General features: G+C 64.0%; 23 protein-coding genes. 15 read left to right on the top strand and 8 right to left on the bottom strand.

The features are described 5' to 3' along the window. Nucleotides 1-30 precede the first annotated feature (30 nt). Nucleotides 31-636, top strand: coding sequence for a twin-arginine translocation pathway signal protein (locus OIK40_RS12265; RefSeq protein ID WP_273678631.1), 606 nt, complete (start codon nt 31-33; stop codon nt 634-636). Between the two features lie 12 nt (nt 637-648). Here the strand turns inward: OIK40_RS12265 and OIK40_RS12260 are convergent, their stop codons facing one another. Next, nucleotides 649-1,257, bottom strand: coding sequence for an HNH endonuclease (locus tag OIK40_RS12260; protein WP_273678630.1), 609 nt, complete (start codon nt 1,255-1,257; stop codon nt 649-651). 142 nt (nt 1,258-1,399) lie between these two features. Between OIK40_RS12260 and gluQRS the strand changes: the two genes are divergently transcribed. The 4 genes from gluQRS to OIK40_RS12240 all read left to right on the top strand — a co-directional run bounded on the left by gluQRS (nt 1,400) and on the right by OIK40_RS12240 (nt 4,020). After that, nucleotides 1,400-2,230 carry a tRNA glutamyl-Q(34) synthetase GluQRS gene (gluQRS, locus tag OIK40_RS12255; RefSeq protein WP_273678629.1) on the top strand — a complete coding sequence of 277 codons (831 nt, stop codon included), beginning with the start codon at nt 1,400-1,402 and terminating at the stop codon, nt 2,228-2,230. Nucleotides 2,231-2,254: 24 nt separating this feature from the next. Further along, nucleotides 2,255-2,485 carry an HIG1 domain-containing protein gene (locus OIK40_RS12250; protein ID WP_273678628.1) on the top strand — a complete coding sequence of 77 codons (231 nt, stop codon included), beginning with the start codon at nt 2,255-2,257 and terminating at the stop codon, nt 2,483-2,485. 12 nt (nt 2,486-2,497) lie between these two features. Continuing rightward, nucleotides 2,498-3,073 (top strand): cob(I)yrinic acid a,c-diamide adenosyltransferase, encoded by a 576-nt coding sequence (locus OIK40_RS12245; RefSeq protein WP_273678627.1) that lies wholly within the window; start codon nt 2,498-2,500, stop codon nt 3,071-3,073. A 77-nt stretch (nt 3,074-3,150) separates the two neighbouring features. Continuing rightward, a complete protein-coding gene (locus tag OIK40_RS12240; RefSeq protein ID WP_273678626.1) occupies nt 3,151-4,020 on the top strand; it encodes a 3-hydroxyacyl-CoA dehydrogenase NAD-binding domain-containing protein in 870 nt (289 codons plus the stop codon). 5 nt (nt 4,021-4,025) lie between these two features. Here OIK40_RS12240 and OIK40_RS12235 read toward each other — a convergent pair whose 3' ends face one another. Next, nucleotides 4,026-4,508 carry a hypothetical protein gene (locus tag OIK40_RS12235; protein WP_273678625.1) on the bottom strand — a complete coding sequence of 161 codons (483 nt, stop codon included), beginning with the start codon at nt 4,506-4,508 and terminating at the stop codon, nt 4,026-4,028. A 41-nt stretch (nt 4,509-4,549) separates the two neighbouring features. Next, entirely contained in the window at nt 4,550-7,192 is a 2,643-nt protein-coding gene (gene mutS, locus OIK40_RS12230; protein ID WP_510167389.1) for a DNA mismatch repair protein MutS, read from the bottom strand. 150 nt (nt 7,193-7,342) lie between these two features. On the opposite strand from mutS, the gene OIK40_RS12225 reads away from it, so the two are divergent. Together OIK40_RS12225 and OIK40_RS12220 are read left to right on the top strand one after the other, a co-directional pair. Beyond that, the gene (locus tag OIK40_RS12225; protein WP_273678624.1) at nt 7,343-9,616 is read left to right on the top strand and encodes an NADP-dependent malic enzyme; all 2,274 of its coding nucleotides are present in this window, start codon (nt 7,343-7,345) and stop codon (nt 9,614-9,616) included. Next, nucleotides 9,613-10,005, top strand: a complete 393-nt coding sequence (locus OIK40_RS12220) for a hypothetical protein (protein ID WP_273678623.1) — start codon at nt 9,613-9,615, stop codon at nt 10,003-10,005. Before OIK40_RS12225 ends, OIK40_RS12220 begins: the two co-directional genes overlap by 4 nt. Here OIK40_RS12220 and trmB read toward each other — a convergent pair. Continuing rightward, a complete protein-coding gene (trmB, locus tag OIK40_RS12215; protein WP_273678622.1) occupies nt 10,002-10,703 on the bottom strand; it encodes a tRNA (guanosine(46)-N7)-methyltransferase TrmB in 702 nt (233 codons plus the stop codon). The two genes, OIK40_RS12220 and trmB, sit on opposite strands and share 4 nt — an antisense overlap. A gap of 98 nt (nt 10,704-10,801) precedes the next feature. On the opposite strand from trmB, the gene OIK40_RS12210 reads away from it, so the two are divergent. Next, complete coding sequence (locus tag OIK40_RS12210; RefSeq protein ID WP_273678650.1) at nt 10,802-12,019, top strand: mechanosensitive ion channel family protein; 1,218 nt, start codon at nt 10,802-10,804, stop codon at nt 12,017-12,019. 67 nt (nt 12,020-12,086) lie between these two features. Here the strand turns inward: OIK40_RS12210 and ctrA are convergent, their stop codons facing one another. The 3 genes from ctrA to lptB all read right to left on the bottom strand — a co-directional run bounded on the left by ctrA (nt 12,087) and on the right by lptB (nt 15,286). After that, on the bottom strand, nt 12,087-12,782 hold the full coding sequence (gene ctrA / locus OIK40_RS12205; protein WP_273678621.1) for a response regulator transcription factor CtrA: 696 nt from the start codon (nt 12,780-12,782) through the stop codon (nt 12,087-12,089). Nucleotides 12,783-12,986: 204 nt separating this feature from the next. Then, the gene (gene rpoN, locus OIK40_RS12200) at nt 12,987-14,495 is read right to left on the bottom strand and encodes an RNA polymerase factor sigma-54 (protein WP_273678620.1); all 1,509 of its coding nucleotides are present in this window, start codon (nt 14,493-14,495) and stop codon (nt 12,987-12,989) included. Nucleotides 14,496-14,503: 8 nt separating this feature from the next. After that, nucleotides 14,504-15,286, bottom strand: coding sequence for an LPS export ABC transporter ATP-binding protein (lptB, locus tag OIK40_RS12195; protein WP_273678619.1), 783 nt, complete (start codon nt 15,284-15,286; stop codon nt 14,504-14,506). Between the two features lie 251 nt (nt 15,287-15,537). On the opposite strand from lptB, the gene OIK40_RS12190 reads away from it, so the two are divergent. After that, nucleotides 15,538-15,915 (top strand): hypothetical protein, encoded by a 378-nt coding sequence (locus OIK40_RS12190; RefSeq protein WP_273678618.1) that lies wholly within the window; start codon nt 15,538-15,540, stop codon nt 15,913-15,915. 237 nt (nt 15,916-16,152) lie between these two features. Here the strand turns inward: OIK40_RS12190 and ppa are convergent, their stop codons facing one another. Further along, the gene (ppa, locus tag OIK40_RS12185) at nt 16,153-16,686 is read right to left on the bottom strand and encodes an inorganic diphosphatase (protein ID WP_273678617.1); all 534 of its coding nucleotides are present in this window, start codon (nt 16,684-16,686) and stop codon (nt 16,153-16,155) included. Nucleotides 16,687-16,790: 104 nt separating this feature from the next. Between ppa and hisS the strand changes: the two genes are divergently transcribed. The 6 genes from hisS (at nt 16,791) to metK (ending at nt 23,982) form a co-directional block, all read left to right on the top strand. Then, nucleotides 16,791-18,059: a histidine--tRNA ligase gene (gene hisS, locus OIK40_RS12180; RefSeq protein ID WP_273678616.1), complete on the top strand. Its 1,269-nt coding sequence runs from the start codon at nt 16,791-16,793 to the stop codon at nt 18,057-18,059. Nucleotides 18,060-18,178: 119 nt separating this feature from the next. Further along, nucleotides 18,179-19,246 carry a peptide chain release factor 1 gene (prfA, locus tag OIK40_RS12175; protein WP_273678615.1) on the top strand — a complete coding sequence of 356 codons (1,068 nt, stop codon included), beginning with the start codon at nt 18,179-18,181 and terminating at the stop codon, nt 19,244-19,246. Nucleotides 19,247-19,259: 13 nt separating this feature from the next. Then, on the top strand, nt 19,260-20,081 hold the full coding sequence (prmC, locus tag OIK40_RS12170) for a peptide chain release factor N(5)-glutamine methyltransferase (RefSeq protein ID WP_273678614.1): 822 nt from the start codon (nt 19,260-19,262) through the stop codon (nt 20,079-20,081). A 277-nt stretch (nt 20,082-20,358) separates the two neighbouring features. After that, a complete protein-coding gene (locus tag OIK40_RS12165; protein WP_273678613.1) occupies nt 20,359-21,063 on the top strand; it encodes a DUF4167 domain-containing protein in 705 nt (234 codons plus the stop codon). A 38-nt stretch (nt 21,064-21,101) separates the two neighbouring features. Next, nucleotides 21,102-22,676 (top strand): apolipoprotein N-acyltransferase, encoded by a 1,575-nt coding sequence (gene lnt / locus OIK40_RS12160; RefSeq protein WP_273678649.1) that lies wholly within the window; start codon nt 21,102-21,104, stop codon nt 22,674-22,676. A gap of 97 nt (nt 22,677-22,773) precedes the next feature. Beyond that, nucleotides 22,774-23,982: a methionine adenosyltransferase gene (gene metK / locus OIK40_RS12155; protein WP_273678612.1), complete on the top strand. Its 1,209-nt coding sequence runs from the start codon at nt 22,774-22,776 to the stop codon at nt 23,980-23,982. Nucleotides 23,983-24,002 lie beyond the last annotated feature (20 nt).

Below are 24,002 nucleotides of genomic sequence, written 5' to 3'. Positions count from 1 at the left end.
GGCCGCTTCCGGCCCAGCAAAGGACAAGAAATGCCACCCACACCATTCCCCGCCGCTCTTGCCCTGACGCTGGTGACGCTAACCGCTGCTCCGGCCTTCGCACAGGAGCCGCAGTCCGAAATGGCGGTGCCGCAGGCGTCTTTTGTTGCCCCGGAATTCGCGGTTCCGACACAGGTCGAAGGGCCGGGGTTCAAGCTTGTCCCGCTCGGTCCCGAATTGGTTGATCTCGACTATCAGGCCTACATGGGCTCGATCACTCATCTCCAGCAGACCTTCACTCGTAGCACGGGCTGGCCGCGCGAAGGCATTACCGCGGCCGAGGCGATGGTGGATATGGAGACCGAGCAAGGTCGGTTCGTCCGGCGCGAATCCTTCGCCTACGCAGTCCTGACTCCGGACGGCACCCGCGAGCGGGGGTGTGTTTATGTCTATCCCAGCAAGGTCGACGGGTATGATGCGGTGGTCCGGCTCTGGGTCACAAAAGCCGAGTACGACGCTGGTTTCGATGCCGAACTCTACGCCTGGACCCGGCAATGGATCGCCGAGAGTTGGCCGTTCGATAACGTCGCCTATCCGGGGCGGGCCATAAGTTGGGAAGCGTGGGACAATCTGGTCGCGAAGGAAAATACCGACTGATCCGGTGCAGCCTTACGCCTCCAGCTCGACATCCCAGTAAAGCCAGTCACGCCAAGTCTCGTGCAGGTAATTGGGCGGGAATTGCTTGCCGTATTGCTGCAATTGCCAACTGGTCGGACGGATCGGAGACTGGTGCACGGGCATTCCGGCTTGCTTCGGCGTGCGTCCGCCTTTCTTCATGTTGCATGGCGCGCAGGCGGTGATGATGTTTTCCCACGTGGTGCGTCCGCCCAGTCGGCGCGGGACAACGTGATCGAAGGTCAGATGTTCGTGGCTGCCGCAATACTGGCATTGGAAGCGGTCGCGCAGGAAGACGTTGAAGCGGGTGAAAGCAGGAAATTCGTTCTGCTTCACATATTGCCTGAGCGCGATGACGCTGGGGATCTTCATGTCGAGGCTGGGGGAGTGCACTTCGCGGCCATAGCTGGCGACGATGTCCACCCGATCAAGGAACACCGCCTTGATCGCGGTTTGCCAAGGCCACAGGCTGAGGGGGTAGTAGGACAGCGGCGTATAGTCCGCGTTCAGCACCAGCGCAGGACAGGCAGACAGGTTTCGCGTCGGGTCTTCGTCGACGCCGCGAAACCGGGCTGCTTTCTCGATCAGTTCGGCATTGAACACTGTGCGCGTTCCTCCCTGATTGACTGCATCCTGAACTGACAGGCCAAAGAGTCAAACCCGTGACAGGGTGGGTATCCACAGGGAGAGCTTGTGGAGAGCCTGTGGATAGCGAAACAAAATGTCCTGTGGCATGGGCAGAGCGATGAACGGACGCCCGCCTCCCGTGACCCGTTTCGCGCCGAGCCCCAACGGGCCACTGCATCTCGGCCATGCGCTGAGCGCGATCGTGGCCCATGATCTGGCGCAGGCGGGTGGCGGCCGGTTCCTGCTGCGGATCGAGGATATCGACGGGCCGCGTTCCCGCCCCGACCTTGCCGACGAATTCCGCCGTGATCTCGAATGGCTGGGGCTCGAATGGGAGGAAGTCCCCGCGCAATCGACCCGGCTGGCAACCTACGCTGCTGCGGCCGAGGCGTTGAAAGAATGCGGCCTGCTCTATCCCTGCACCTGCACCCGCAAAGAGATTGAGGCGGCGGGGGCGAGCGAGGGAACCGATGGCCTGATCTATCCTGGCACCTGCAAACGCACTGGGCCCGATCCGGCACGTCCCGCGGCATGGCGGCTCGATACCGAAAAGGCGCTCGCGGAGGTCGGACCGCTCACGTGGGAGGACGATCTGGCCGGTACGATCCCCGTTGATCTTGGCGGGTTGGGCGATGTGGTGCTGGTGCGCAAGGACTTGCCTGCCAGCTACCACCTCGCCGTTACGCTCGACGATGCGGCAGACGGGGTGACACTGGTGACCCGCGGGGCCGATCTATTCGCGCCAAGCCATGTCCACCGCACCTTGCAGGCCTTGTTCGGATTGCCGGTGCCGCGCTGGCATCACCACGCGCTGCTGACAGACGACAGCGGCCAGAAGCTCGCCAAACGCCGCGGTTCGCCCGCGCTGGCAGAGCGGCGGCAGGCGGGCGAGGATGGCAGAATGCTTGCCGAGCAACTGCGCTTGCGTCATTTGCGGCTTGGAACCTGACGCGCAAGGGCCCATTAAGATAGCATGACATATTTTCTCATCGCCGTGCTGCTCGTCCTGATGGGGCTGGTCGCCTATTCGCTGATCCGCGGGATCGTGGCTTTCCTCAAGACGACCAAGATCGACCTTGAAAGCGGCGAAGCTGAAACCGTGACCGAAATGCAGCTGCTGCAGAACAAGGCGATGTTCGCGCGGATCAAGTATCAGGCGCTGGCGATCGTGGTGGTTGCGATCATTCTCGCGGTTTCTCGCTGATCGCTTCGCGTCATGGTGAAGCTCAACCGCATCTACACCCGCACCGGTGATGACGGGACGACGGGCCTTGTCGATGGTTCGCGCTGTCCGAAATTCTCTGCCCGGATCAATGCGATGGGCCAGGTGGACGAGGCGAACAGCGCGATAGGGCTCGCCGTCTGCGCGATCACCGAAGATGGCGATCGCGCACTTCTGACGCGGGTGCAGAACGACCTGTTCGACCTTGGCGCCGACCTTGCCACGCCGGCCGCGGATGATGACTTCACCCCTTCGGAAATGGTGCTGCGGATTGTCCCGGCACAGGCCGAATGGCTCGAAGCACAGATCGATGCGCTCAACGATCGGCTTGAACCGCTGACCAGCTTCGTGCTTCCGGGTGGCACCGAGGCAGCGGCGCGCATTCATGTCGCCCGCGCCACGACCCGCGCGGCGGAACGCGCCATGGTTGCGCTGGCAGGCGAGACTCCGGTTAATCCGGCGGCGCTGGCCTATATCAACCGCCTATCAGACCTGCTTTTCGTGCTTGCCCGCGTGGCGAATGACGATGGCCGCACGGATGTGAAGTGGGTGCCTGGCCAGAATAGGTAGGGCGCTAATCGCTATAGTCAGGCGTGATCTTCCCCGCTAGGGCGGGCGCCTTGCTGCACTTGCGAAGGAAAACACCCATGCGCAACATCGCCGTCATCGGCGCCGGTCAGATGGGAACCGGCATCGCCCAGACCGTCGCCGCCCATGGCATGACTGTCATGCTCTCCGACGTGGATCTGGCCCGTGCAGAAGCGGGCAAGGCGAATATCGAAAAGGCGCTGGTAAAGCTGATGGGCCGCGGCAAGATCGAGGCCGCGGAGGCCGAGGCGCTGCTGGCCCGCATTACTCCGGTCGCCGACTATAGCCCGATGGCCGATGCCGATCTGATCGTCGAAGCCGCTACCGAGCGCGAGGAGATCAAGAACGCGATTTTCGAGGCGGCTGGCAAGGTGCTGAACGCGGACGCCGTGATGGCGTCGAACACATCCTCGATCCCGATTACCCGCATGGCCAACCACTCGCCCGATCCGGCGCGTTTCATCGGCCTGCACTTCTTCAACCCTGTCCCGGTGATGGGCCTGATCGAGGTGATCCCCGGTCTCGCCACGTCGAAGGAAACCACCGACCGCGTCACCGCCTTCGCGCGCGGGTTGGGCAAGGAAGTGGTGCTGAGCCAGGACGAGCCCGGTTTCGTCGTCAACCGCATTCTGCTGCCGATGATCAACGAGGCGGTGTTCGTGCTCGGCCAGTCGACCGCGGGGATCGAGGATATCGACAAAGGCTGTCGTCTCGGCCTCAACCATCCGATGGGCCCGTTGCAGCTGGCCGATTTCGTCGGGCTCGATACCTGCCTCGACATCATCAAGGTGCTCTACAAGACCACGCGCGACAGCAAGTATCGCCCGGCACCGCTGCTGGTGAAGTATGTCGAGGCCGGTTGGCTCGGCCGCAAGACCGGGCGCGGGTTCTATGATTATACGGGCGAAGCGCCGGTTCCGACCCGGTAGGCCCCTTAAAGCGACGGCGGTACCGGCGGGCGCCGCAACGCCGCGCGTTCCGCAGCGTCGTCCTCGCCCGGCTCGACGATTCCGGGATTGTCTGCAACGACCGGTAATCCGATCGGGCCTGACGGCCTTGCGACATATGGACCGCGACGCGCCGGTTCATAGCGGGGGTTGGACACCGGTTCGGGCTCTGTGACCGTGTCCGCCGCCTCCTCCTCCTCTTCCGGGGCAGCATCATAATCGTCGAAAACCGGAGCGCTTGGATTACCCCAGCCACTCGCCGGATCGAGCGGTTCCACGATCTGCTCCGGCTTTTTGCGGACAGGTTTCGGGGCCTCGCTGGCAACGTCCTGCTGCGGGGCAGAAGTTGTAGCCAGACGACTCAGCATACCGCCGCCGTCCTTCGGGCCAACCATCACCACCGCGCCGACAATCGTCACCGCCGCAAAGACAAGCGCATATTTGCTATTGGCTAAAGGTCCGTTCGACATGGCCGTGCGATAGCACAGTGGTGGTTAAGCTTTGGTGGATTTCAGCCGTTCCGGCGGGGCAGGGCCCGCTTCCATTCGTAAAGCAGATCGAGCGCTTCTCGCGGGGTTAACGCATCTAGATCGGCGTCCTGCAGCGCGTCCGCGAGTTGCTGCTCGGCCGAGGCCGGGGCGGGTTCGGCTCTCATCGCGGCGAATAATGGCAGATCGCCCAGGCCCGCAGCGATCCCGCCGGTTGCCTCGCGGGTTGCCTCCAGCTTCTCGAGCACCGACTTGGCGCGGTTGACGACGGACGCAGGCACGCCCGCAAGGCGTGCCACCGCGAGCCCGTAGGAACGATCCGCCGGACCTTCGGCGAGTTCATGCAGAAGCACCAGATCGCCCTGCCATTCCCGCGCGCGGACATGGTGGAGCGAAAGCGCCTCGCAGGTTTCGGCCAGCCGGGCCAGTTCGTGGTAATGGGTCGCGAAAAGGCAGCGGCAGCGGATCTGCGTGTGCACCGCTTCGGCCACCGCCCAGGCCAGCGCCAACCCGTCATAGGTCGATGTACCGCGGCCGACCTCGTCGAGGATCACGAAGCTTCTGCCAGTGGCTTGGGCAAGGATGGCAGCAGTCTCGACCATTTCGACCATGAAAGTCGATCGCCCGCGCGCAAGATTGTCTGCTGCGCCGACCCGGCTGAAAAGGCGGTCGACGAGGCCGATCCGGGCGCTTTCCGCAGGGACGAAGCAGCCGGCCTGTGCGAGCAGCACGATCAGCGCGTTCTGCCGCAGGAAGGTTGATTTGCCGCCCATGTTCGGCCCGCCGATCAGCCATAGGCGATCATCCTCACCCAGCGTGCAGTTATTGGCGACAAAGCGCTCCCCTGCCTTCGCCAAGGCAGCTTCGACCACCGGGTGCCGTCCGCCCTTGATTGCGAGGCCCGTATCCTCGGTGATCTCGGGACGACACCAGTCGCCCTCGGTTGCACGTTCGGCATTGGCCGCCCCGACATCGAGCCGGGCCAGCGCAGCGGCAGTAGCCGCTATCGCTTCGCGCGCCGCGACCACCTCGGCAACCAGTTCCTCGAAATGCGCCTCTTCCGCGGCCAACGCATGACCGCCGGCTTCGGCAATGCGGGCCGCTTCCTCGTGTAGTTTGAGCGAGTTGAAGCGTATCGCATCCTTCATCGTCTGCCGATGGGTAAAGCCGCTGTCTGGCGCCATCAGACGGTCGGCGTGGCGTGCGGACACCTCGATGAAATAACCCAGCACCCCGTTGTGGCGGATCTTGAGCGTGGCGATGCCGGTTTCGTCGCGGTAACGCGCCTCCATCGCTGCGATCGCACGGCGCGCATCGCCCGACGTCGCGCGCAATTCGTCCAGTGCGGCGTCGTAACCGTCGGCGATGAAGCCGCCATTACTGCGCTCGGTCGGCGGCGTGGGCACCAGCGCGCGCGACAGCAGGTCAGTCAGGGCGCCGTGGCCGGTCAGGCGGGAGAGGATTGCATCGAGCATCGCCGGGCGATCGGGCGCGCCGGTCAGCCAGTGGTGCAACCGCATCGCTTCGGAAAGGCCGTCGCGCAATTGTCCGAGATCGCGCGGGCTCCCGCGTCCGGCCACAACACGGCCCAACGCACGGCCAAGATCGGGAATCGCGCGCAAGGCGTCGCGCAGCTGTGCGCGTTCGATCGGACGGTCGCGCCAGAATTGCACCAGCGCGAGGCGTTCTTCGATCCGGTCAGAATCGAGCAGCGGAGCCGAGAGATCCTCGGCCAGGATCCGCGAACCGGCGCCAGTCACGCAGCGATCGACAGCAGCGATCAGACTGCCCGCGCGCGCGCCGGTCGAATTCTGGAGAATTTCAAGGCTGGCCCGCGTCGCCTCGTCCATTGCCATCCCCGACTGCGTCTCGCGCAGCACAGGGGGAAGCAGCAGCGGAAGATTCCCGCGCCCGACATGATCGAGATAGGCGATCAGGCCGCCGGCCGCCGCGAGCATTGCGCGGGTAAAAGAGCCAAATGCATCGAGGGTCGCCACGCCATGGATCGTGCGCAAGCGTTCGCTGCCCGTATCGCTGGCGAAGGTGCTGCGGGGACGGAATATTGCTGCATCAGGCCCTTGGGCCCAGTCTTCGGGCACCACCACTTCGCTGGGGGAAATGCGTGCCAGCGCCGCGCCGAGCATTTCCGGATCGCATTCCTCCAGCACCATCGCACCGGTTGAAACATCGACCGCGGCGATGCCGATGCTGCCGCGCAATTCGGCCAGCGCCACCAGCATGTTGGCGCGGCGCGGTTCGAGCAAGGCTTCCTCGGTCAGGGTTCCCGCCGTCACCAGTCGCACGATCGCCCGTCCGACCAGCGCCTTGGACGAAGGGGTGCCTTCGCGCTTTGCCCGCGCCTTGGCTTCGTCGGGGGTTTCGACCTGCTCGGCAATCGCAACCCTGCATCCAGCCTTGATCAGCCGCGCAAGATAGCTTTCCGCCGAATGCACCGGCACGCCGCACATCGGGATGGGTTCGCCCATATGTTCACCGCGCGTGGTAAGCGCGATGTCGAGGATCTGGGCTGCGGTGCGCGCGTCCTCGAAGAACAGCTCGAAGAAATCGCCCATCCGGTAGAACAGCAGCGCATCACCCGCTTCCTCGCGCAAGGCGAGGTATTGCGCCATCATCGGCGTGGGCTTGGATGCAGTGGAAGCGGCCATGCTGCCGGACTAGCCACAAGGCGCATGATTCGGAAATGTCTGCCGCTACGGCTTTCCCCCGACTCGGGCGATTTCCGGCCTATCGTTTGGCGGACGGCGCGGCTAAGACGGCCCCGGACGACCGGTTAAAGGCAAGAGGGATCAGGCATCATGGCCGAGGAAAACGCTAATCAGAGCAGGGGCGGCTTTACCACCCGCGAAGCGCTGTTCTATCACGAGACTATCCGCCCGGGTAAGCTCGAGATCGTTGCGACCAAGCCGATGACCTCGCAGCGCGACCTGAGCCTTGCGTATTCGCCGGGTGTGGCTGCGCCGGTCGAAGCGATTGCCGCCGATCCGTCGCTGGCGGCGCGCTATACCGCCAAGGCAAACCTTGTGGCCGTGATTTCCAACGGCACCGCGATTCTCGGCCTCGGCAATCTGGGCGCGCTTGCTTCGAAGCCGGTGATGGAAGGCAAGGCAGTGCTGTTCAAGCGCTTTGCCGACGTGGATTCGATCGACATCGAACTCGACACCGAGGACCCCGAGGCTTTCATCAATGCCGTCGCTCTGATGGAACCGACCTTCGGCGGCATCAATCTTGAAGATATCAAGGCCCCCGAATGCTTCATCATCGAGGCCGCGCTGCGCGAGCGGATGAAGATTCCGATCATGCACGACGACCAGCACGGCACCGCGATCATCACCGCGGCAGGCCTGCTCAATGCCTGCCACCTGACCGGACGCGACATCAAGGACGTGAAGGTGGTGGTCAATGGCGCGGGCGCAGCCGCGATCGCTTGCACCGCGCTTATCAAGGCGATGGGTGTGCGCCACGACAATGTCATCATGTGCGACCGTTCCGGCCCGATCACGCCGGGTCGCGAGGGCATGGACCAGTGGAAGAGCGCGCATGCAGTCGCCACTCCGGCGACCAACCTCGAAGAAGCGCTTGTCGGCGCAGACATCTTCCTTGGCCTGTCCGCGGCAGGCGCGCTGAAGCCCGAATGGGTGAAGAAGATGGCCGACAAGCCGATCATCTTCGCGATGGCCAATCCCGTGCCGGAAATCATGCCCGACGAAGCCAAGGCTGTGCGCCCCGATGCGATCGTCGCCACCGGGCGCAGCGATTTCCCCAATCAGGTCAACAACGTGCTCGGCTTCCCCTTCATTTTCCGCGGTGCCTTGGACGTGCAGGCGACCACCATTAACGAAGAAATGAAGGTCGCTGCGGCAGAGGCGATTGCCGAGCTCGCCCGCCAGCAGGTGCCCGAGGAAGTGGCATCGGCCTATGGCAAGAACCACAAGTTTGGCACCGACTACATCATCCCCGCCCCGTTCGATCCGCGACTGATCGAGGTGGTGTCTTCGGCCGTCGCCAAGGCGGCGATGGATTCGGGCGTGGCGCAGGCGCGGATCGATGATTTCGACGCCTACCGGATGCAGCTGCGTTCACGGCTCAATCCCACCACCTCGGTGCTTTCCGGGGTCTACGAAATCGCCAAGAGCAATCCCAAGCGGATGGTGTTCGCCGAGGCGGAAGAGGAAGTCGTGCTGCGCGCGGCGATCCAGTATCGCGATTTTGGTTACGGCACACCCATTCTGGTCGGCCGCACCAAGGCGGTGCTCGACAAGCTGCACCAGCTTTCCGTCAGCGATCCATCGAGCTTCGAGATCCAGAACTCGGCCGATAGCGAGCACGTGCCGGCAATGGTCGATTTTCTCTACAAGCGGCTCCAGCGGCGCGGCTTTACCGAGCGCGACGTGCGCCGGATGGTCAATCAGGAGCGCAACGTGTTCGCCGCGCTGCTGGTCGCGCTCGGCCATGGTGACGGGATCATCACCGGCATGACCCGCACTTTCGCGCAGACTGTGCGCGAGGTGAACCTTGTGCTTGATCGCAAGGAAGGCGCGCTGCCGTTCGGCATCCACATGATGATCGGCAAGAACCACACCACTTTCCTCGCCGATACTACCATCAACGAGCGCCCGAACGCGGAGGAACTGGCCCACATCGCCAAGGAGACCGCCGCAGTCGCACGGCGGATGGGGCATGAGCCGCGCGTGGCATTCCTGTCTTATTCCACCTTCGGCAATCCTTCGGGCCAGTGGCTCGACAATATTCGAGCGGCGGTGGCGATCCTCGACCGCGAGGATCCGGGCTTCGAATATGAAGGCGAAATGGCGCCCGATGCCGCGCTTAATCCCAAGGTGATGGCGCTCTATCCCTTCAGCCGACTGTCCGGCCCGGCCAACGTGCTGATCATGCCGGGGCTGCAATCGGCCAACCTGTCGGCCAAGCTGCTGCGCGAACTGGGCAGCAATGCCACCATCGGCCCGATGCTGATCGGAATGGAAAAGCCGGTGCAGATCGTGCCGATGACTGCCGCCGTGCCCGATGTGCTGACGCTGGCCGTGCTGGCCGGAGCGGGGATCGTGGGATGAGGATTGCCGGCGCGGCCGTTGCCTATTGGGCGATGGTGTTCGCGCTGGGGTTCGTGCTCGGAACCATCCGCGTGCTGTGGCTCGCGCCGCTGGTCGGCCTGATCCCGGCGACCGCGCTGGAACTGCCGGTGATGCTGGCCGCGAGCTGGATTGTTGCCGGCTGGCTGATGCAGCGGTTCGGGATTTCCGGTGGCGGCGGGGCGCTGGCCATGGGTCTGATCGCCTTTGCGCTCCTGCTGGCGTTGGAATGCGTGCTTGCCGGGGTGCTTTCGGGACAGACGCCGGCACAATGGCTGGCCGGACTGCGTGAACCGCACGCTTTGCTGGGACTGGGCGGGCAGGTGGTGTTCGCAGCCATCCCATGGCTGCGGACGCGCCGCAGTGGTTAGCGCCGCCGGAAGCGGAAGTACCACACCTCGTGCCCGTAAACCGTGCGGGCCTTGTGTTCGTAGCGTGTCTCGGGCCAACCCGAAGGGCGCACCTGCCAGTCGGCGGGCTTTTCGACCACCCATTCGAACAGGTCCGTATGGCGCTGCATCACCATCAGCGCGTGGCGCAGATAGACCGCGTGATCGGTGCCGAACCGCAATTCGCCGCCCGGTTTGAGCTTCTGCGCGAAGAGCTCCACCGGCCCGTCATTTATCATCCGCCGCTTGGCATGGCGTGCCTTGGGCCATGGGTCGGGGTGGAGCAGATAGAGCATCGTGAGTGCCCCGTCGGGGACGCGTTGCAACACCTCGATTGCATCGCCGTGATGGAGGCGGATATTGGCGAGCCGCTGGTCCTCGACATGGGTCAGCGCCTGCGCCACGCCGTTGAGGAACGGCTCGGCCCCGATGAAGCCGTGATCGGGCAGCAAGTCGGCGCGATAGGCCAAGTGCTCGCCACCGCCGAAGCCGATCTCGAAATGCAGCGGGCGATCATCGCCGAACAGCACCTGAGAAGTGACCGGGCCATCCGTTGGCACCGCGATCTGCGGCAAGAGGTTGTCGACCAGACCTTGCTGGCGCGCGCGCAGGGGCTTGCCCTGGCTGCGGCCATAGAGCCGGTTCAATGTGGTCGGATCGCCTTCCTTGAATGCCGTCATGGCCGCAGCCGCTAGGCGCGCAGCCGCCTGCTTGTCCAGTCCCCGTGTTTCCTGCCCGCCTTGCGATTGCGGCCCGATTGCCGCTATCGACCCGCGACATGGAGCAGGTCGCGCAATTTTTCGAAAGCCAGCCACCTTGGCTGCAATCGCTGATCGGGTTGACGGCGCTGGTGCTTTTGGCGCTGGCGGTGAACTATCTGCTCAAGCACGTAATCCTGCGCGCCGCTGCCCCGTGGCTTGATCGCCGGACCAAAACCATCGACAAGTCGGTGGGCTGGCTGGCGACCGTGGTGCCGCTGCTGATTGTTTCGAACGGGATCGCGCTGGTGCCGTTCCTGCCATTGGCTGTGCGCGAGCTGGTGGCCAATGTCGCCCAGACGCTCATCGTGCTGTCGGTCGCCCTGTCGATCGTCAAGGCGCTGACCTATCTCAACGAGCTATACGAACGCCTGCCGCAATCGAAGCATCGGCCGATCAAGGGCTATCTGCAGGTGGTCAAGATCATCGTGCTATGCGGTGCGGCGCTGATCGTCATCTCGATCCTGATAGACCAGTCACCCCTGTTGCTGCTGTCGGGTCTGGGTGCGATCACCGCGGTGCTGCTGCTGGTATTCAAGGATACCATCCTCAGCCTCGTCGCCAGCGTCCAGCTGTCCACCAATGATATGCTGCGGGTGGGCGACTGGATCGAGATGCCGGGGATGAATGCCGATGGCGACGTGATCGACATCTCGCTGCACACGGTGAAGGTGCAGAATTTCGACAAGACCATCACCACTATCCCGACGCACCGGCTGGTGTCGGATTCGTTCCGCAACTGGCGCGGCATGAGCGAGAGCGGCGGGCGGCGCATCAAGCGGGCGCTGCCGCTCGACCAGAACACCATCCGCTTCCTGTCGGACGAGGAGGTCACAGCGCTCCACCGCTTCCGGCTGCTGCGGCCCTATCTGGCGGAAAAACAGGCCGAGATCGCGGCCTGGAACGCGCGTGAACTGGCGGGGGAGGAGAACCCGGTCAACGCCCGGCGGCTGACCAATATCGGCACCTTGCGCGCCTATGTGCTGGCCTATCTCCAGCATCATCCGCGCATCAGCGACCATTTCACCCTGCTGGTGCGGCAGTTGCAGCCGGGCGGGCAGGGCCTGCCGCTGGAGATCTACTGCTTCGCCGATACCACCGCATGGGTGGAATACGAGGCGATTCAGGCGGACATCTTCGATCACCTGCTGGCGATCCTGCCCGAGTTCAACCTGCGGCTGTTTCAGGAGCCCGCCGGCGTGGATTTCGGCGGTCTCGCCCCGGCGGAACAGGTCTAACGCAAAGCGAAAGGCCCGGAAGCATTGCTGCTCCGGGCCTTTGCTTGTCTTGTTCGCAAAGCAGCGCTCAGGCGGCTTCGGCTTCCTCGTTCGGATCGCGCAGCACATAGCCGCGGCCCCAGACAGTCTCGATGTAATTCTCGCCCGCGCAGGCCAGCGACAGCTTCTTGCGCAGCTTGCAGATGAACACGTCGATGATCTTGAGTTCAGGCTCGTCCATGCCGCCGTAAAGGTGGTTGAGGAACATTTCCTTGGTCAGCGTGGTGCCCTTGCGCAAGCTGAGGAGCTCCAGCATCGCATATTCCTTGCCGGTCAGGTGCACGCGGGCGCCATCGACTTCGACGGTCTTGGCGTCGAGGTTCACCGCCAGCTTGCCGGTGCGGATGACCGACTGCGAATGGCCCTTTGAACGGCGCACCACGGCATGGATGCGGGCGACCAGTTCTTCGCGATGGAACGGCTTGGTCACGTAGTCGTCGGCACCGAAGCCAAAGCTGCGGACCTTGGAATCCATTTCCGCGATGCCCGAAAGGATCAGCACCGGCGTCTGCACCTTGGCGACGCGCAGCTTCTTGAGCACGTCGTAACCATGCATGTCGGGCAGGTTCAGGTCGAGCAGGATGATGTCGTAATCATACAGCTTGCCGAGATCCAAACCTTCCTCGCCTAGGTCGGTCGAATAGACATTGAAGCCTTCGGTGGTGAGCATCAGCTCGATTGCCTTGGCCGTGGTCGGTTCGTCTTCGATGAGCAGAACGCGCATTGCTGTCCCCTATCTTGCCCCTTGGTAACCCCCGCTTAGGAGAGGTTTCCGTCTGTTAACCACGCCACTTCTCACCAAAAAAGGTTAATAAGAAGTTTAGAGCGTTAACTTTTTGAAGTGAGTCTTTCGAGTCACACCACGGCTGATGGAAATTCCGCTGTCGGGGACGGTCTTTACGTCTACCGCGCAGGGGCGGAAAAAGTCCTAACGCAGCCCCGCCAGCTTCTTTGCCCGTCGCCGCTCGGCGCTGGATCCCACGCCGATCGCCTCGCGATATTTCGCCACGGTTCGGCGGGCGAGGTCGAAGCCCTCCGTCTTCAGCATGTCGGCAAGCTGTTGGTCGGACAGCACCTTCTTTGCGTCTTCGGCATCGATCAACGCCTTGATCCGGGCCTTGATCGCTTCGGACGACGCGCCTTCGCCGTCGGCGCCTTCGCCCACGCGGCCGACCCCGCTGGTGAAGAAGTACTTCAGCTCGAACGTCCCGCGCGCGCAGGCGAGATACTTGTTGCTCGTCACGCGGCTGACGGTGCTTTCGTGCATCTCGATCTTCTCGGCGATCTCGCGCAAGGTCAGCGGACGCAGTTCGGAAACCCCGCGACGGAAGAACCCGTCCTGCTGTTTCACGATCTCTGCGGCGGTCTTGAGGATCGTCTTCTGCCTCTGGTCGAGCGCGCGGATCAGCCAATGCGCATCGGCGAGCTTTTCCTTGAGCCAGCCTTGCGATGCCTTGTCCGACGCACCGGCATCGAGTTCGAGAAAATAGCCGCGGTTGACGATCAGCTTGGGCAGTGTCTCCTCGTTCAGCGCAATATCCCAGCCTCCGGCCGCATTGGCGGTCAGCAGGATGTCGGGCACCACGGTGCCGCTTGAAGCAGGCGCGAAAGCGAGGCCGGGCTTGGGATTGTAGCTGCGCAATTCGCGCAGCATGTCGGCGAAATCCTCGTCGTCCACCCGGCACAAGCGCTTCAGCCGCTCGACCTCGCCCCGCGCAACCAGTTCGAGATTGCCGATCAGCGCGGCCATGCACGGATCATAGCGATCCGCCTCGCGCGCCTGGATCGCGATGCATTCGGCCAGGTTGCGCGCGCCGACGCCGGACGGATCGAGTGACTGCACCAGTGCGAGCGCGGCCTCCGCCTCGTCCGGTTCGACGCCAAGATCGTCCGCTACCTCGTCCAGCGGCGTGGCCAGATAACCCGCATCGTCGAGCAGGCCGATGATATGCCGCGCAATAAAAGCCAGCCGCGCGTCCGGTGCAACCGCGCCGATCTGCGCTTCGAGATGTTCGGCCAGCGTGACCTCGGCAGCACGCAGCTGTTCCCAGTCGGGCATCTCGTCGAAATCGCCGCCGGAGCCGCTGGCCGCTGCGCCCCATTCGGCGTCGCGGGCGTTCGGAGCCTCACCGTCGCCAGTGTCCCAGTCGCGGTCGACAGAGGCAAGGTCGAGCGGCGCATCACCTTCGCCGCCGCCGCGCAGCATCAATTCGTCGGCCGACGCATCTTCGCCGAGCGGAACTTCGATCTCGCCGCGTTCGGGTTCGTCCGCGGCGGGGGCGGCGGTATCGAGCAGCGGATTGGCTTCGAGCGCTTCGGCGATGAAGGTTTCGATCTCGAGATTGGAGGCCGCCAGCAGCTTGATCGCCTGCTGCAACTGCGGCGTCATCACCAGCGATTGCGTCTGCCGTAAGTCGAGGCGGGGGCCGAGCGCCATCGAGGATGCTAAAGCGTGAAGCTCTCGCCGAGATAGAGACGCCGCACGTTCTCGTCGGCGACCAGTTCCTGAGGGGAGCCGGCGAACAATACCTGCCCGCCATAGATGATGCACGCCCGGTCAACGATATCGAGCGTTTCGCGGACGTTGTGATCGGTGATCAACACCCCGATGCCGCGCTGTTTCAGGTCTTTCACCAGATCGCGGATGTCGGCGATCGACAGCGGGTCGATGCCTGCAAAAGGCTCGTCCAGCAGCATGATCGACGGCTTGGCCGCCAGCGCGCGCGCAATCTCGCAGCGCCGCCGCTCGCCGCCCGAAAGCGCCATCGCGGGCGATTCGCGCAGGCGGGTGAGCCCGAATTCGTCGAGCAGGCGTTCGAGTTCCGCCGCGCGGGTCGTGGCGTCGGGTTCGACCAGTTCGAGCACGCAATTGATGTTCTGTTCCACGGTCATGCCGCGGAAGATGCTGGTCTCCTGCGGCAGATAGCCGAGGCCGAGGATCGCACGGCGATACATCGGCAGTTTGGTTACATCTTCGCCATCCATCAGGATGCGGCCCGAATCCGGCTTCACCAGACCCATGATTGAATAGAAGCAGGTGGTCTTGCCCGCGCCGTTGGGGCCGAGCAGACCCAGCACTTCGCCCTTGGCCACATGCAGCGAGATATCGGTCAGTACCGCGCGCTTGTCGTAGCTTTTGGCGATCGAGATCACCTCCAGCCCGCTGCCCAGCGGTGCGTTTGCGGCGATGGTGTCAGGCACCGCGTCGGAGAGCGAGGACTCGTGCATTTGATGCGGTCTTTAGCAGTCCTGAAGCCTCAGGAAAGACCCGAGACGGGTTTGGCAGGATTTTTGCTTAGTCTTGCGGCGCGTTCCGGTACGCCTCGTCGCCCATACGGGAGATCCTGCGATTCCCGATGCTTGCTGGTGTCAAGGTGCTCGTGACGCCACAAATTGACGAAATTTCGGGGACTGTTGCAACCTCGCGCCTGCTTTGCGATACTCCGCCCATCACAGGAAACCGTTGGGGAGCGGCCGAAATGGGGAAAGCAACCGGACAGCACGGCGCGCACGTAGCGACAAAAATCCGCGTGCGCGACTGGCGAAGGGCGATGAGCGATCATGTCGCCTACGGATTGCTGGTCTACACCGGCCTGCAGATTTTCGTGACGGTCAAGGCGCTGAGCGAAGGCACCTCGGGCTTGCTGCCCTACCTTGCACTGATCGTGCTGGTGGCGGGCATCATTCCTGCGCTGCGCTGGTTCGAGCGCCGCTGGATCGGGCTGGACGACATACAGGCTGCTGACGAAAGCTATGCTGCCGCCTTCCGCCGCGACACCATTGGGCTGTGGCTGATGGCGATCGGTCTGCCGTTCGTCCTTACCCTGATCTTCAAGGCGCTGCTGAGCGTCTTTTAGTTTTCCGCACGCCCTCCGGCGTACGAAATCCTCGCTCATGCGACCTGAAGGTCGCGTCGCTGCGGGCGGCCACTTGGCCTTGCAGTCGCTGACGCGAACGGAACCGGCGCAACCTTCTTGGCACAGTGCTGATTTTCGGTCGCGCCAGCGACCGCGAGCGCAAGGCGCGAGCCGCAGGAGCCCCGTGGCGCACGCCACGGGAACAGCGCCGAGGACGCAGCCGCGGAGGCGGCTGCGCTATCTGGGCGCCTGATACCGCTCGATCGCTTCAAGCACGATCTGGCGTGCTTCGGCGGCGTCGCCCCAGCTGCCGATCCGCACCCACTTTTCGGCTTCCAGATCCTTGTAGTGGGTGAAGAAGTGTTCGATCTGCTGGAAGATGATGCTCGGCAGATCCTTGGTCTCACCCACGTCCGAGTAATAGGGGAACGTGGTGTCGACCGGCACGCAGACCAGCTTCTCGTCACCGCCATGCTCGTCTTCGAGGTTCAGCACACCGATCGGACGCGCGCGCACCACGCAACCAGGGATGAAGGGCGAGCGCGAGATCACCAGCGCGTCGAGCGGGTCGCCATCGGGCGACAGGGTGTGCGGCACGAAACCGTAATTGGCCGGGTAGCGCATCGGGGTGTGCAGGATACGGTCGACGAACAGCGCGCCCGATTCCTTGTCGAATTCGTACTTCACCGGTTCGCCGCCGGTCGGCACTTCGATGATGACGTTGAGATCGTTGGGCGGGTTTGTTCCGGTCGGGATCTTGTCGATGCGCATGGATGGTCTCTTTTGCAGCTTATGTCGGTAGAGATAACGCGCCGCCCCTTAATCGGTGCCGCAGGATTGCGAAAGACCCTGACTGGCCTTAACTGCGCGGCCTTATGAGCAAGAAGACCACACCCCAGGCCATTCGCGGCACGCAGGACATTTTCGGCGCCGATGCCGAGGCTTTCGCCTTCGTGGTCGAAACCTTCGAGCGCGTGCGGCGCCTTTACCGCTTCCGCCGGGTGGAAATGCCGGTGTTCGAAAAGACCGAGGTGTTCGCCCGCTCGCTTGGCGAGACGACAGACGTGGTGTCGAAGGAAATGTATTCCTTCGAGGATCGCGGCGGGGAAAGCCTGACCCTGCGCCCCGAATTCACCGCCGGGATTGCGCGCGCTTACCTCACCAATGGCTGGCAGCAATATGCGCCGCTGAAGGTCGCGACCCACGGCCCGCTGTTCCGTTACGAGCGCCCGCAAAAGGGCCGCTACCGCCAGTTCCACCAGATCGACGCCGAGGTGATCGGCGCTGCCGAGCCGCAGGCGGATGTGGAGCTGCTGGCGATGGCGGACCAGCTGCTGAAGGAGCTCGGCATCAATGACGTGACCCTTCACCTCAACACGCTGGGCGACGCCGCCAGCCGCGAGGCGTGGCGGGCGGCGCTGATCGAATACTTCCGTGCGGTGAAGGATCAGCTGTCCGAAGAATCGCAGGAGCGGCTGGAGAAGAACCCGCTGCGGATCCTCGATTCGAAGGACCTGAGGGACAAGCCGTTCCTCGCGGACGCGCCGAAGATCGACGCGTTTCTGTCGGAGGAGGCTTCGGCCTTCTTTGCTGCCGTCACCAGCGGGCTGGACGCGGCAGGCGTGACGTGGGTGCGGGCGGAGAGCCTCGTCCGGGGCCTCGACTACTACCGCCACACGGCGTTCGAATTCATTCCCGATGAGGGCAGCGCCTCGGCGGCCGCCTTGGGAAGCCAGAGCACCGTGCTGGGCGGCGGGCGTTATGACGGGCTGCTGGAAAGCCTCGGCGGCGCGCCGACGCCTGCGGTCGGCTGGGCTGCGGGGATCGAGCGGCTGGCGATGCTGGTGGGGACCTCCGAAGATGACTGGGCAGATGTGGCGCTCGTGATCGAGGAAGAAGGGCTCGAAGCACTCGCCGCCAAGGCGATGCGCGCATTGCGCGAGGAAGCCCTGTCAGCCGAACTTTTCGATACCGGCTCGATCCGCAAGCGTTTCGACAAGGCGAGCAAGTCGGGTGCCTCAATTATTTATGTCGTGCGACGACAGGACGGCAAACTTGTCGGGCAGGCCAAGGGCCACGATCAGGGGCTCTGGGATAGCGTCACCAAAGTGATGGAGTTGCAACTGGCCGAGGCCAATCGCTAGCCGTCCCTTTTCAAACGTCTCCCCGGGCTTGACCCGGGGCCCCGCTTTTCTTCTCGCGGCGGGTCATTAAGTAACGGGATCCCGGATCAAGTCCGGGATGACGAGTAAGATAGACCGCAATGCAAATCCCCCCCGAACGCCTTGATCAGATCGCGCACCGCTTTGCGGAGCTGGAAGCGCGCATGGCGTCCGGCACGCTGGAGGGCGAAGCCTTCGTCCGTGCGTCGCGCGACTATGCGGAGCTTGAACCCGTGGCGAAGATCGCCGCCGAGGTGAAGGCCGCGCGCGAGGAGATGGACGGGCTGCAGGAAATGCTCGGCGATCCGGAAATGAAGGCCATGGCCGAGGAGGAACTCGCCCACCTCAAGGCCACGCTGCCCGATCTCGAGCGCCGCCTCGCCATCGCGCTGCTACCGCGTGATTCCGCCGACGCCAAGCCCGCAATGCTCGAAATTCGCGCCGGGACGGGGGGCGATGAAGCCGCGCTTTTCGCGGCCGACCTTTACCGCATGTACGAACGCTACGCCGCCGAGCAGGGCTGGAAGGTCGAGCCGGTCAGCATCAACGCCTCGGACATCGGCGGCTACAAGGAAGTGATCGCCAACGTCACCGGCACCGGCGTGTTCGCCAAGCTCAAGTTCGAAAGCGGAGTCCACCGCGTCCAGCGCGTGCCCGTGACCGAGAGCGGCGGGCGCATCCACACATCGGCGGCGACCGTGGCGGTGCTGCCCGAGCCGGACGAGGTCGATGTCCATATCGAGGACAAGGACCTGAAGATCGACGTCTACCGCGCGAGCGGAGCCGGCGGCCAGCACGTCAACACCACCGATTCGGCGGTGCGGATCACCCACCTGCCGACCGGCACCGTGGTGACATGTCAGGACGGGCGCAGCCAGCACAAGAACAAGGAAAAGGCGATGCAGGTGCTGCGCACGCGCCTCTATGACGCGCAGCGCGAGGCCACGCAGGGCGCCGAGGCCGAGGCACGCAAGGCCATGGTCGGTTCCGGCGACCGTTCGGAGCGCATTCGCACCTACAACTTCCCGCAAGGCCGCGTTACCGATCACCGCATCGGGCTGACCCTGCACAAGCTGGAAGAGGTGCTCGCCGGACCGGGCCTCGCTGAACTGATCGATGCGCTGATCGCCGAGGACGAGGGCAAGCGGCTGGCGGCGCTCTCGGAGTGAGGGGGGCGGAATAATGACCGTCGGCGAAGCCCTGCGCGCCGCTGCCGAACGCCTCGACGCGACCAGCGATACCGCGCGGCTGGATGCCGAATTGCTCATGGCCCATGCGCTGGGAGTAAGCCGTTCGGACATGCTTTTGAAGGCAATGCGCGATCCCGCTCCCGAAGGCTTCGCCGCGTTTGTCCAGCGTCGCGCAGCGCACGAGCCCGTCGCCTACATCACCGGCGAGGCCGAGTTTTACGGGCGCGTCTTTGCCGTCCAGCCGGGCATCCTTATCCCGCGCGCAGACAGCGAGGCGGTGATCGAGACAGCCCTGTCTGCGTCTCCCGATCCGCGCCGCGTGCTCGATCTGGGGGTCGGCTCAGGCGCGCTGCTGCTGACCGTACTGGCCGAACGTCCCGAGGCAGTGGGGGTGGGGATCGATGCTTCGGCAATTGCCATTGATGTGACAGGCAAGAATGCAATCGCGCTCGGCATTGAAAACAGGTTGGATTTGCACCGCCATGACTGGCGGGTAGCGGGATGGGCAGACGATCTCGGCTCCTTCGACCTCGTCCTTTGCAACCCGCCCTATGTTGAGGCAGACGCCGCGCTTGATGCCCAGGTGCGCGATTTCGAGCCTGCCACGGCGCTGTTTGCCGGACCCGAGGGGCTCGACGACTACCGCATCCTGATCCCGCAACTGCGCGCGCTTATGAACCCCGCCGCAGTCGCGATTTTCGAGATCGGAGCGAATCAGGCCGATGCTGTGGGCACAATCGCGCAGGCCGCCGGATTTGCCGTCGAGCTTCGCCGCGACCTTGCCGGACGGCCACGCGCGCTTATCCTTCGGTGAGGAAAAGCGCGGCAGGGCTTGGCAAAGCGATCCGGCATCGCTACTTGGCATAACAGGCCAGATGATCTGCGAAGGGCGCAAATCGCTGGGCCAAGCTCCAAAACCTAGCTGTAACGGCCGTCAGGGCACGTCCCCGGTCATGGCAGCGCGGAGCGCGCGTCACGCGTTGGCAGGCCCACAAGGCCGGGTCAAAACGGTGGGGTGCAAGGACAAGGGGTCTGTTGGCCGCGCGTGCAGATATTTTTTGCGCAGGGCCGCTGATTAAGGAACAATTTCCTTGAATAACAACCGCAACAACCGTCGCCGCGGGCGCGGGAATCGCTCCCAGGGCGGCAACGGCAACCAGCTTAACCGGATCGACAGCCGGGCGCGTGGCAATGCGCCCCAGATGCTCGAAAAGTACAAGAAGCTGGCGCAGGATGCACAGCACAACGGCGACCGAGTCCAGATGGAGTATTACCTCCAGTTCGCTGACCACTATTTCCGCGTGATCGCCGACAACAAGGCCCGTCAGGAAGAATCCCGCGGTCCGCGCCGCGGCGATGATCGCGATCAGAGCGACGATTCGGGCGAGGACGAAGGCGATTTCGATCGCGGCCGGCGTAGCGAACGCGGCCAGCGCCAGCGTCGCGACGAACAGGACGGCGAAGACCGCGCCAGCGATGAGGGCGAATATGGCCAGGAGGGCGAATCCTTCCTGAGCGGTGACGACAATGAAGCGCGTGGCGATAGCGATTCCGCACGCCCCGCCCCGCGCCGCCGCCAGCAGCCCCGCAAGTCGCGCGACGACGCACAGGGCGAACGCGGCGACAAGCGCGCCGAAAAGTCCGAACCGCGCCGCCGCAAGCCGCGCAAGACCGACAAGGCCGATGACGGAGAGCCGGGCGGCATCGATTCCTCGATCCTTCCGCCTTCGATCCGCGGCGAGGATTCCGGCGAAGGTGCCGGTGACGGGGACGGCGCGCTCGAAGCGGTCGGCTGACTGCCGTGAGGGAAAGGCTGGCGGCGATCCCGGCGCTGATGCAGCGCCGTGCGGCGCTTTCGGCCATCCTCCTCGGCCTGATCGGCGCCTGCGCCTATCCACCCTTGCACCTCTGGCCGCTCGGTCTCGCCGCTCTGGCGGGGTTCGTGTGGCTGATCCACACAGCGCCGAGTTGGCGTAGCGCGTTGTGGCGCGGGTGGTGGTTCGGCTGGGCACATCTGACGCTCGCCAATAACTGGATCGCGACGGCCTTCACCTATCAGGCCAAGATGCCCGAGATACTCGGTTGGGCCGCGGTGCCGCTGCTGTGCATCTATCTGGCATGGTATCCCGCTTTCGCCGCGCTAGCAGCACATCTACTGGCGCGGAAAAAGCCGCTGTGGGCTTTCGGGCTGGTGCTGGCAGGGGTGTGGATCGTTACCGAATGGCTGCGCAGCTGGGTGTTTACCGGCTATCCTTGGCCCCCGCTCGGCCTGATGCTTTTGGGCGGATGGGAAGCGCAGGGACTGGCGCGGATGCTGCCGGTCACTGGCACCTATGCGCTTGGCGGCTTCGCGATACTGGCTGCCGCGCTCATTCTTGAAGGGCTGATTGGACGCCGCTGGGTGAACACCGCTGGCTACGCGCTGCTATTGATTGCGGGGATGCTGATGCCCGTCGGGGTCCATCGTCCCGAAAGCGACATCCGCTACACGCTCGTCCAGCCACTTATCCCGCAGACCGAGATCAACGACGCCTCGAAGTTTGAAGAACAGTTCGCGCGGATCGCCGCCCTGACCAATCCGGGACGCGACGAATCGCGCATCGTGCTGTGGCCCGAAAGCGCGATTCCCGACTATCTCGAGGACGGCTATCCCCAGCGCTACTATCAACAGATGACCGCCGGGGCTGATCCCGAGTTCGCCCGTAAACGCATCGGCGGCATCATCGGGCCGCGATCCACCTTGCTCACCGGTGTCGTCAATCTCGACATCGGCACCCGTCCCGACGGCACCATCGGCGCTGTGAGTGCGCGCAATTCGGTCGCGGCGATTAACGGCAAGGGCGAGATCGCGGCGGGCTACGACAAGGCGCACCTTGTACCCTATGGCGAATATCTGCCGATGCGCCCCCTGCTCGAACCGCTCGGCCTGTCGCGGTTGGTGGCGGGCAGCATCGACTATGAACCCGGCCCCGGACCGCGCACGATTGACCTGGGCGAGCATGGCAAGGCGGGGATCCAGATCTGCTACGAAATCGTGTTCTCGGGTGCCGTGGTCGATCCGGCAAGCCGCCCGGACTACATCTTCAATCCCTCGAACGACGGTTGGTTCGGCACCTGGGGTCCGCCCCAGCATCTGGCGCAGGCGCGGATGCGTGCGATCGAGGAAGGCCTGCCGGTGCTGCGCTCCACCACCACCGGGATCAGCGCGGTCATCGATGCAGACGGGATCGTGAGCGGCAGCATTGCGCGGGGCAAGGCAGACAAGCTTGAAGGCATGGTTCCCAAGGCGAAGGCACCCACCTTGTTCGCCCGATGGGGTCACGCGCTGACGATTGGTTGGGCGCTGGTGCTGGTGGGCCTCGGACTGGCGCTGCCAAGAGCGCTTGCGCTGTTCCGCGCGCGCGGCTAGGGCGGTCCGGCACGAAGCCGGACATAAAGGTTTCCTTATATCTGCATAAGGTAACCGGCCCGGTGGACATCCGATCACCACAGCCCCCGGGGGACTCATGCGCAACGAATATCTCTTCACCTCCGAAAGCGTCTCCGAAGGCCACCCCGACAAGGTTTCCGACCAGATTTCGGATGCCATCGTCGATCTTTTTCTTTCGAAGGATCCCGAAGCGCGCATCGCCTGCGAAACTCTGACCACCACTCAGCTGGTGGTGCTGGCCGGCGAGATCCGCTGCAAGGGTGTGTACGAAGACGGCAAGTGGGCACCGGGTGCCGAGCAAGAGATCGAAGACACCGTGCGCGATACGGTGAAGCGCATCGGTTACGAGCAGGAAGGCTTCCACTGGGAGACGCTGACCTTCGAAAATCATCTCCATGGCCAGTCGGCGCATATCGCGCAGGGTGTCGATGCCGGGGCCAACAAGGACGAAGGCGCGGGCGACCAGGGCATCATGTTCGGCTTTGCCTGCGACGAGACCCCCGATCTGATGCCGGCGACGCTCGATTACAGCCACAAGATCCTCGAACGGCTTGCTGCCGACCGTCATTCGGGCGCAGCGCCGTTCCTTGAACCCGATGCCAAGAGCCAGGTCACGCTGCGCTATCGCGATGGCAAGCCGGTCGCCTGCACGGCGGTGGTCGTCAGCACCCAGCACGCGCCGGGCTATGACGAAGGCGAGAAAGAAGCCGAGCTCAAGGCCTATGTGAAGAAGGTCGTGGGCGAGATCTTGCCGGAAGGCTTCATTTCGGACGAGACCGTGTGGCACATCAACCCGACGGGCAGTTTCGTGATCGGCGGGCCGGACGGCGACGCGGGCCTGACGGGCCGCAAGATCATCGTGGATACCTATGGCGGTGCCTCGCCCCATGGCGGCGGCGCTTTCAGCGGCAAGGACCCGACCAAGGTTGACCGCTCGGCGGCCTATATCACCCGCTACCTCGCCAAGAACGTCGTTGCTGCGGGTCTGGCCAAGCGTTGCACGATCCAGATCGCCTATGCCATCGGCGTGTCGCAGCCGCTTTCGCTCTATGTCGATACCCACGGGACCGGCACGGTGGGCGACGACAGGATCGAAGCCGCGATCAAGGGCATCGACAAGCTCGGCGGGCTCACGCCGCGTGCGATCCGCACCCACCTCGGCCTCAACAAGCCGATCTACCGGAAGACCGCTGCGTACGGGCACTTCGGCCGCAAGGCGGAGGGCGATTTCTTCCCGTGGGAACGCACCGATCTGGTCACCGATCTGAAAGCGGCGCTGGGCTGAATTTTGCGCTAGGGCGTCGG

Source organism: Erythrobacter fulvus, assembly GCF_028595285.1.
GTDB classification, from domain to species: domain Bacteria; phylum Pseudomonadota; class Alphaproteobacteria; order Sphingomonadales; family Sphingomonadaceae; genus Erythrobacter; species Erythrobacter fulvus.
This window is presented reverse-complemented; position numbering and strand designations above follow the sequence as displayed.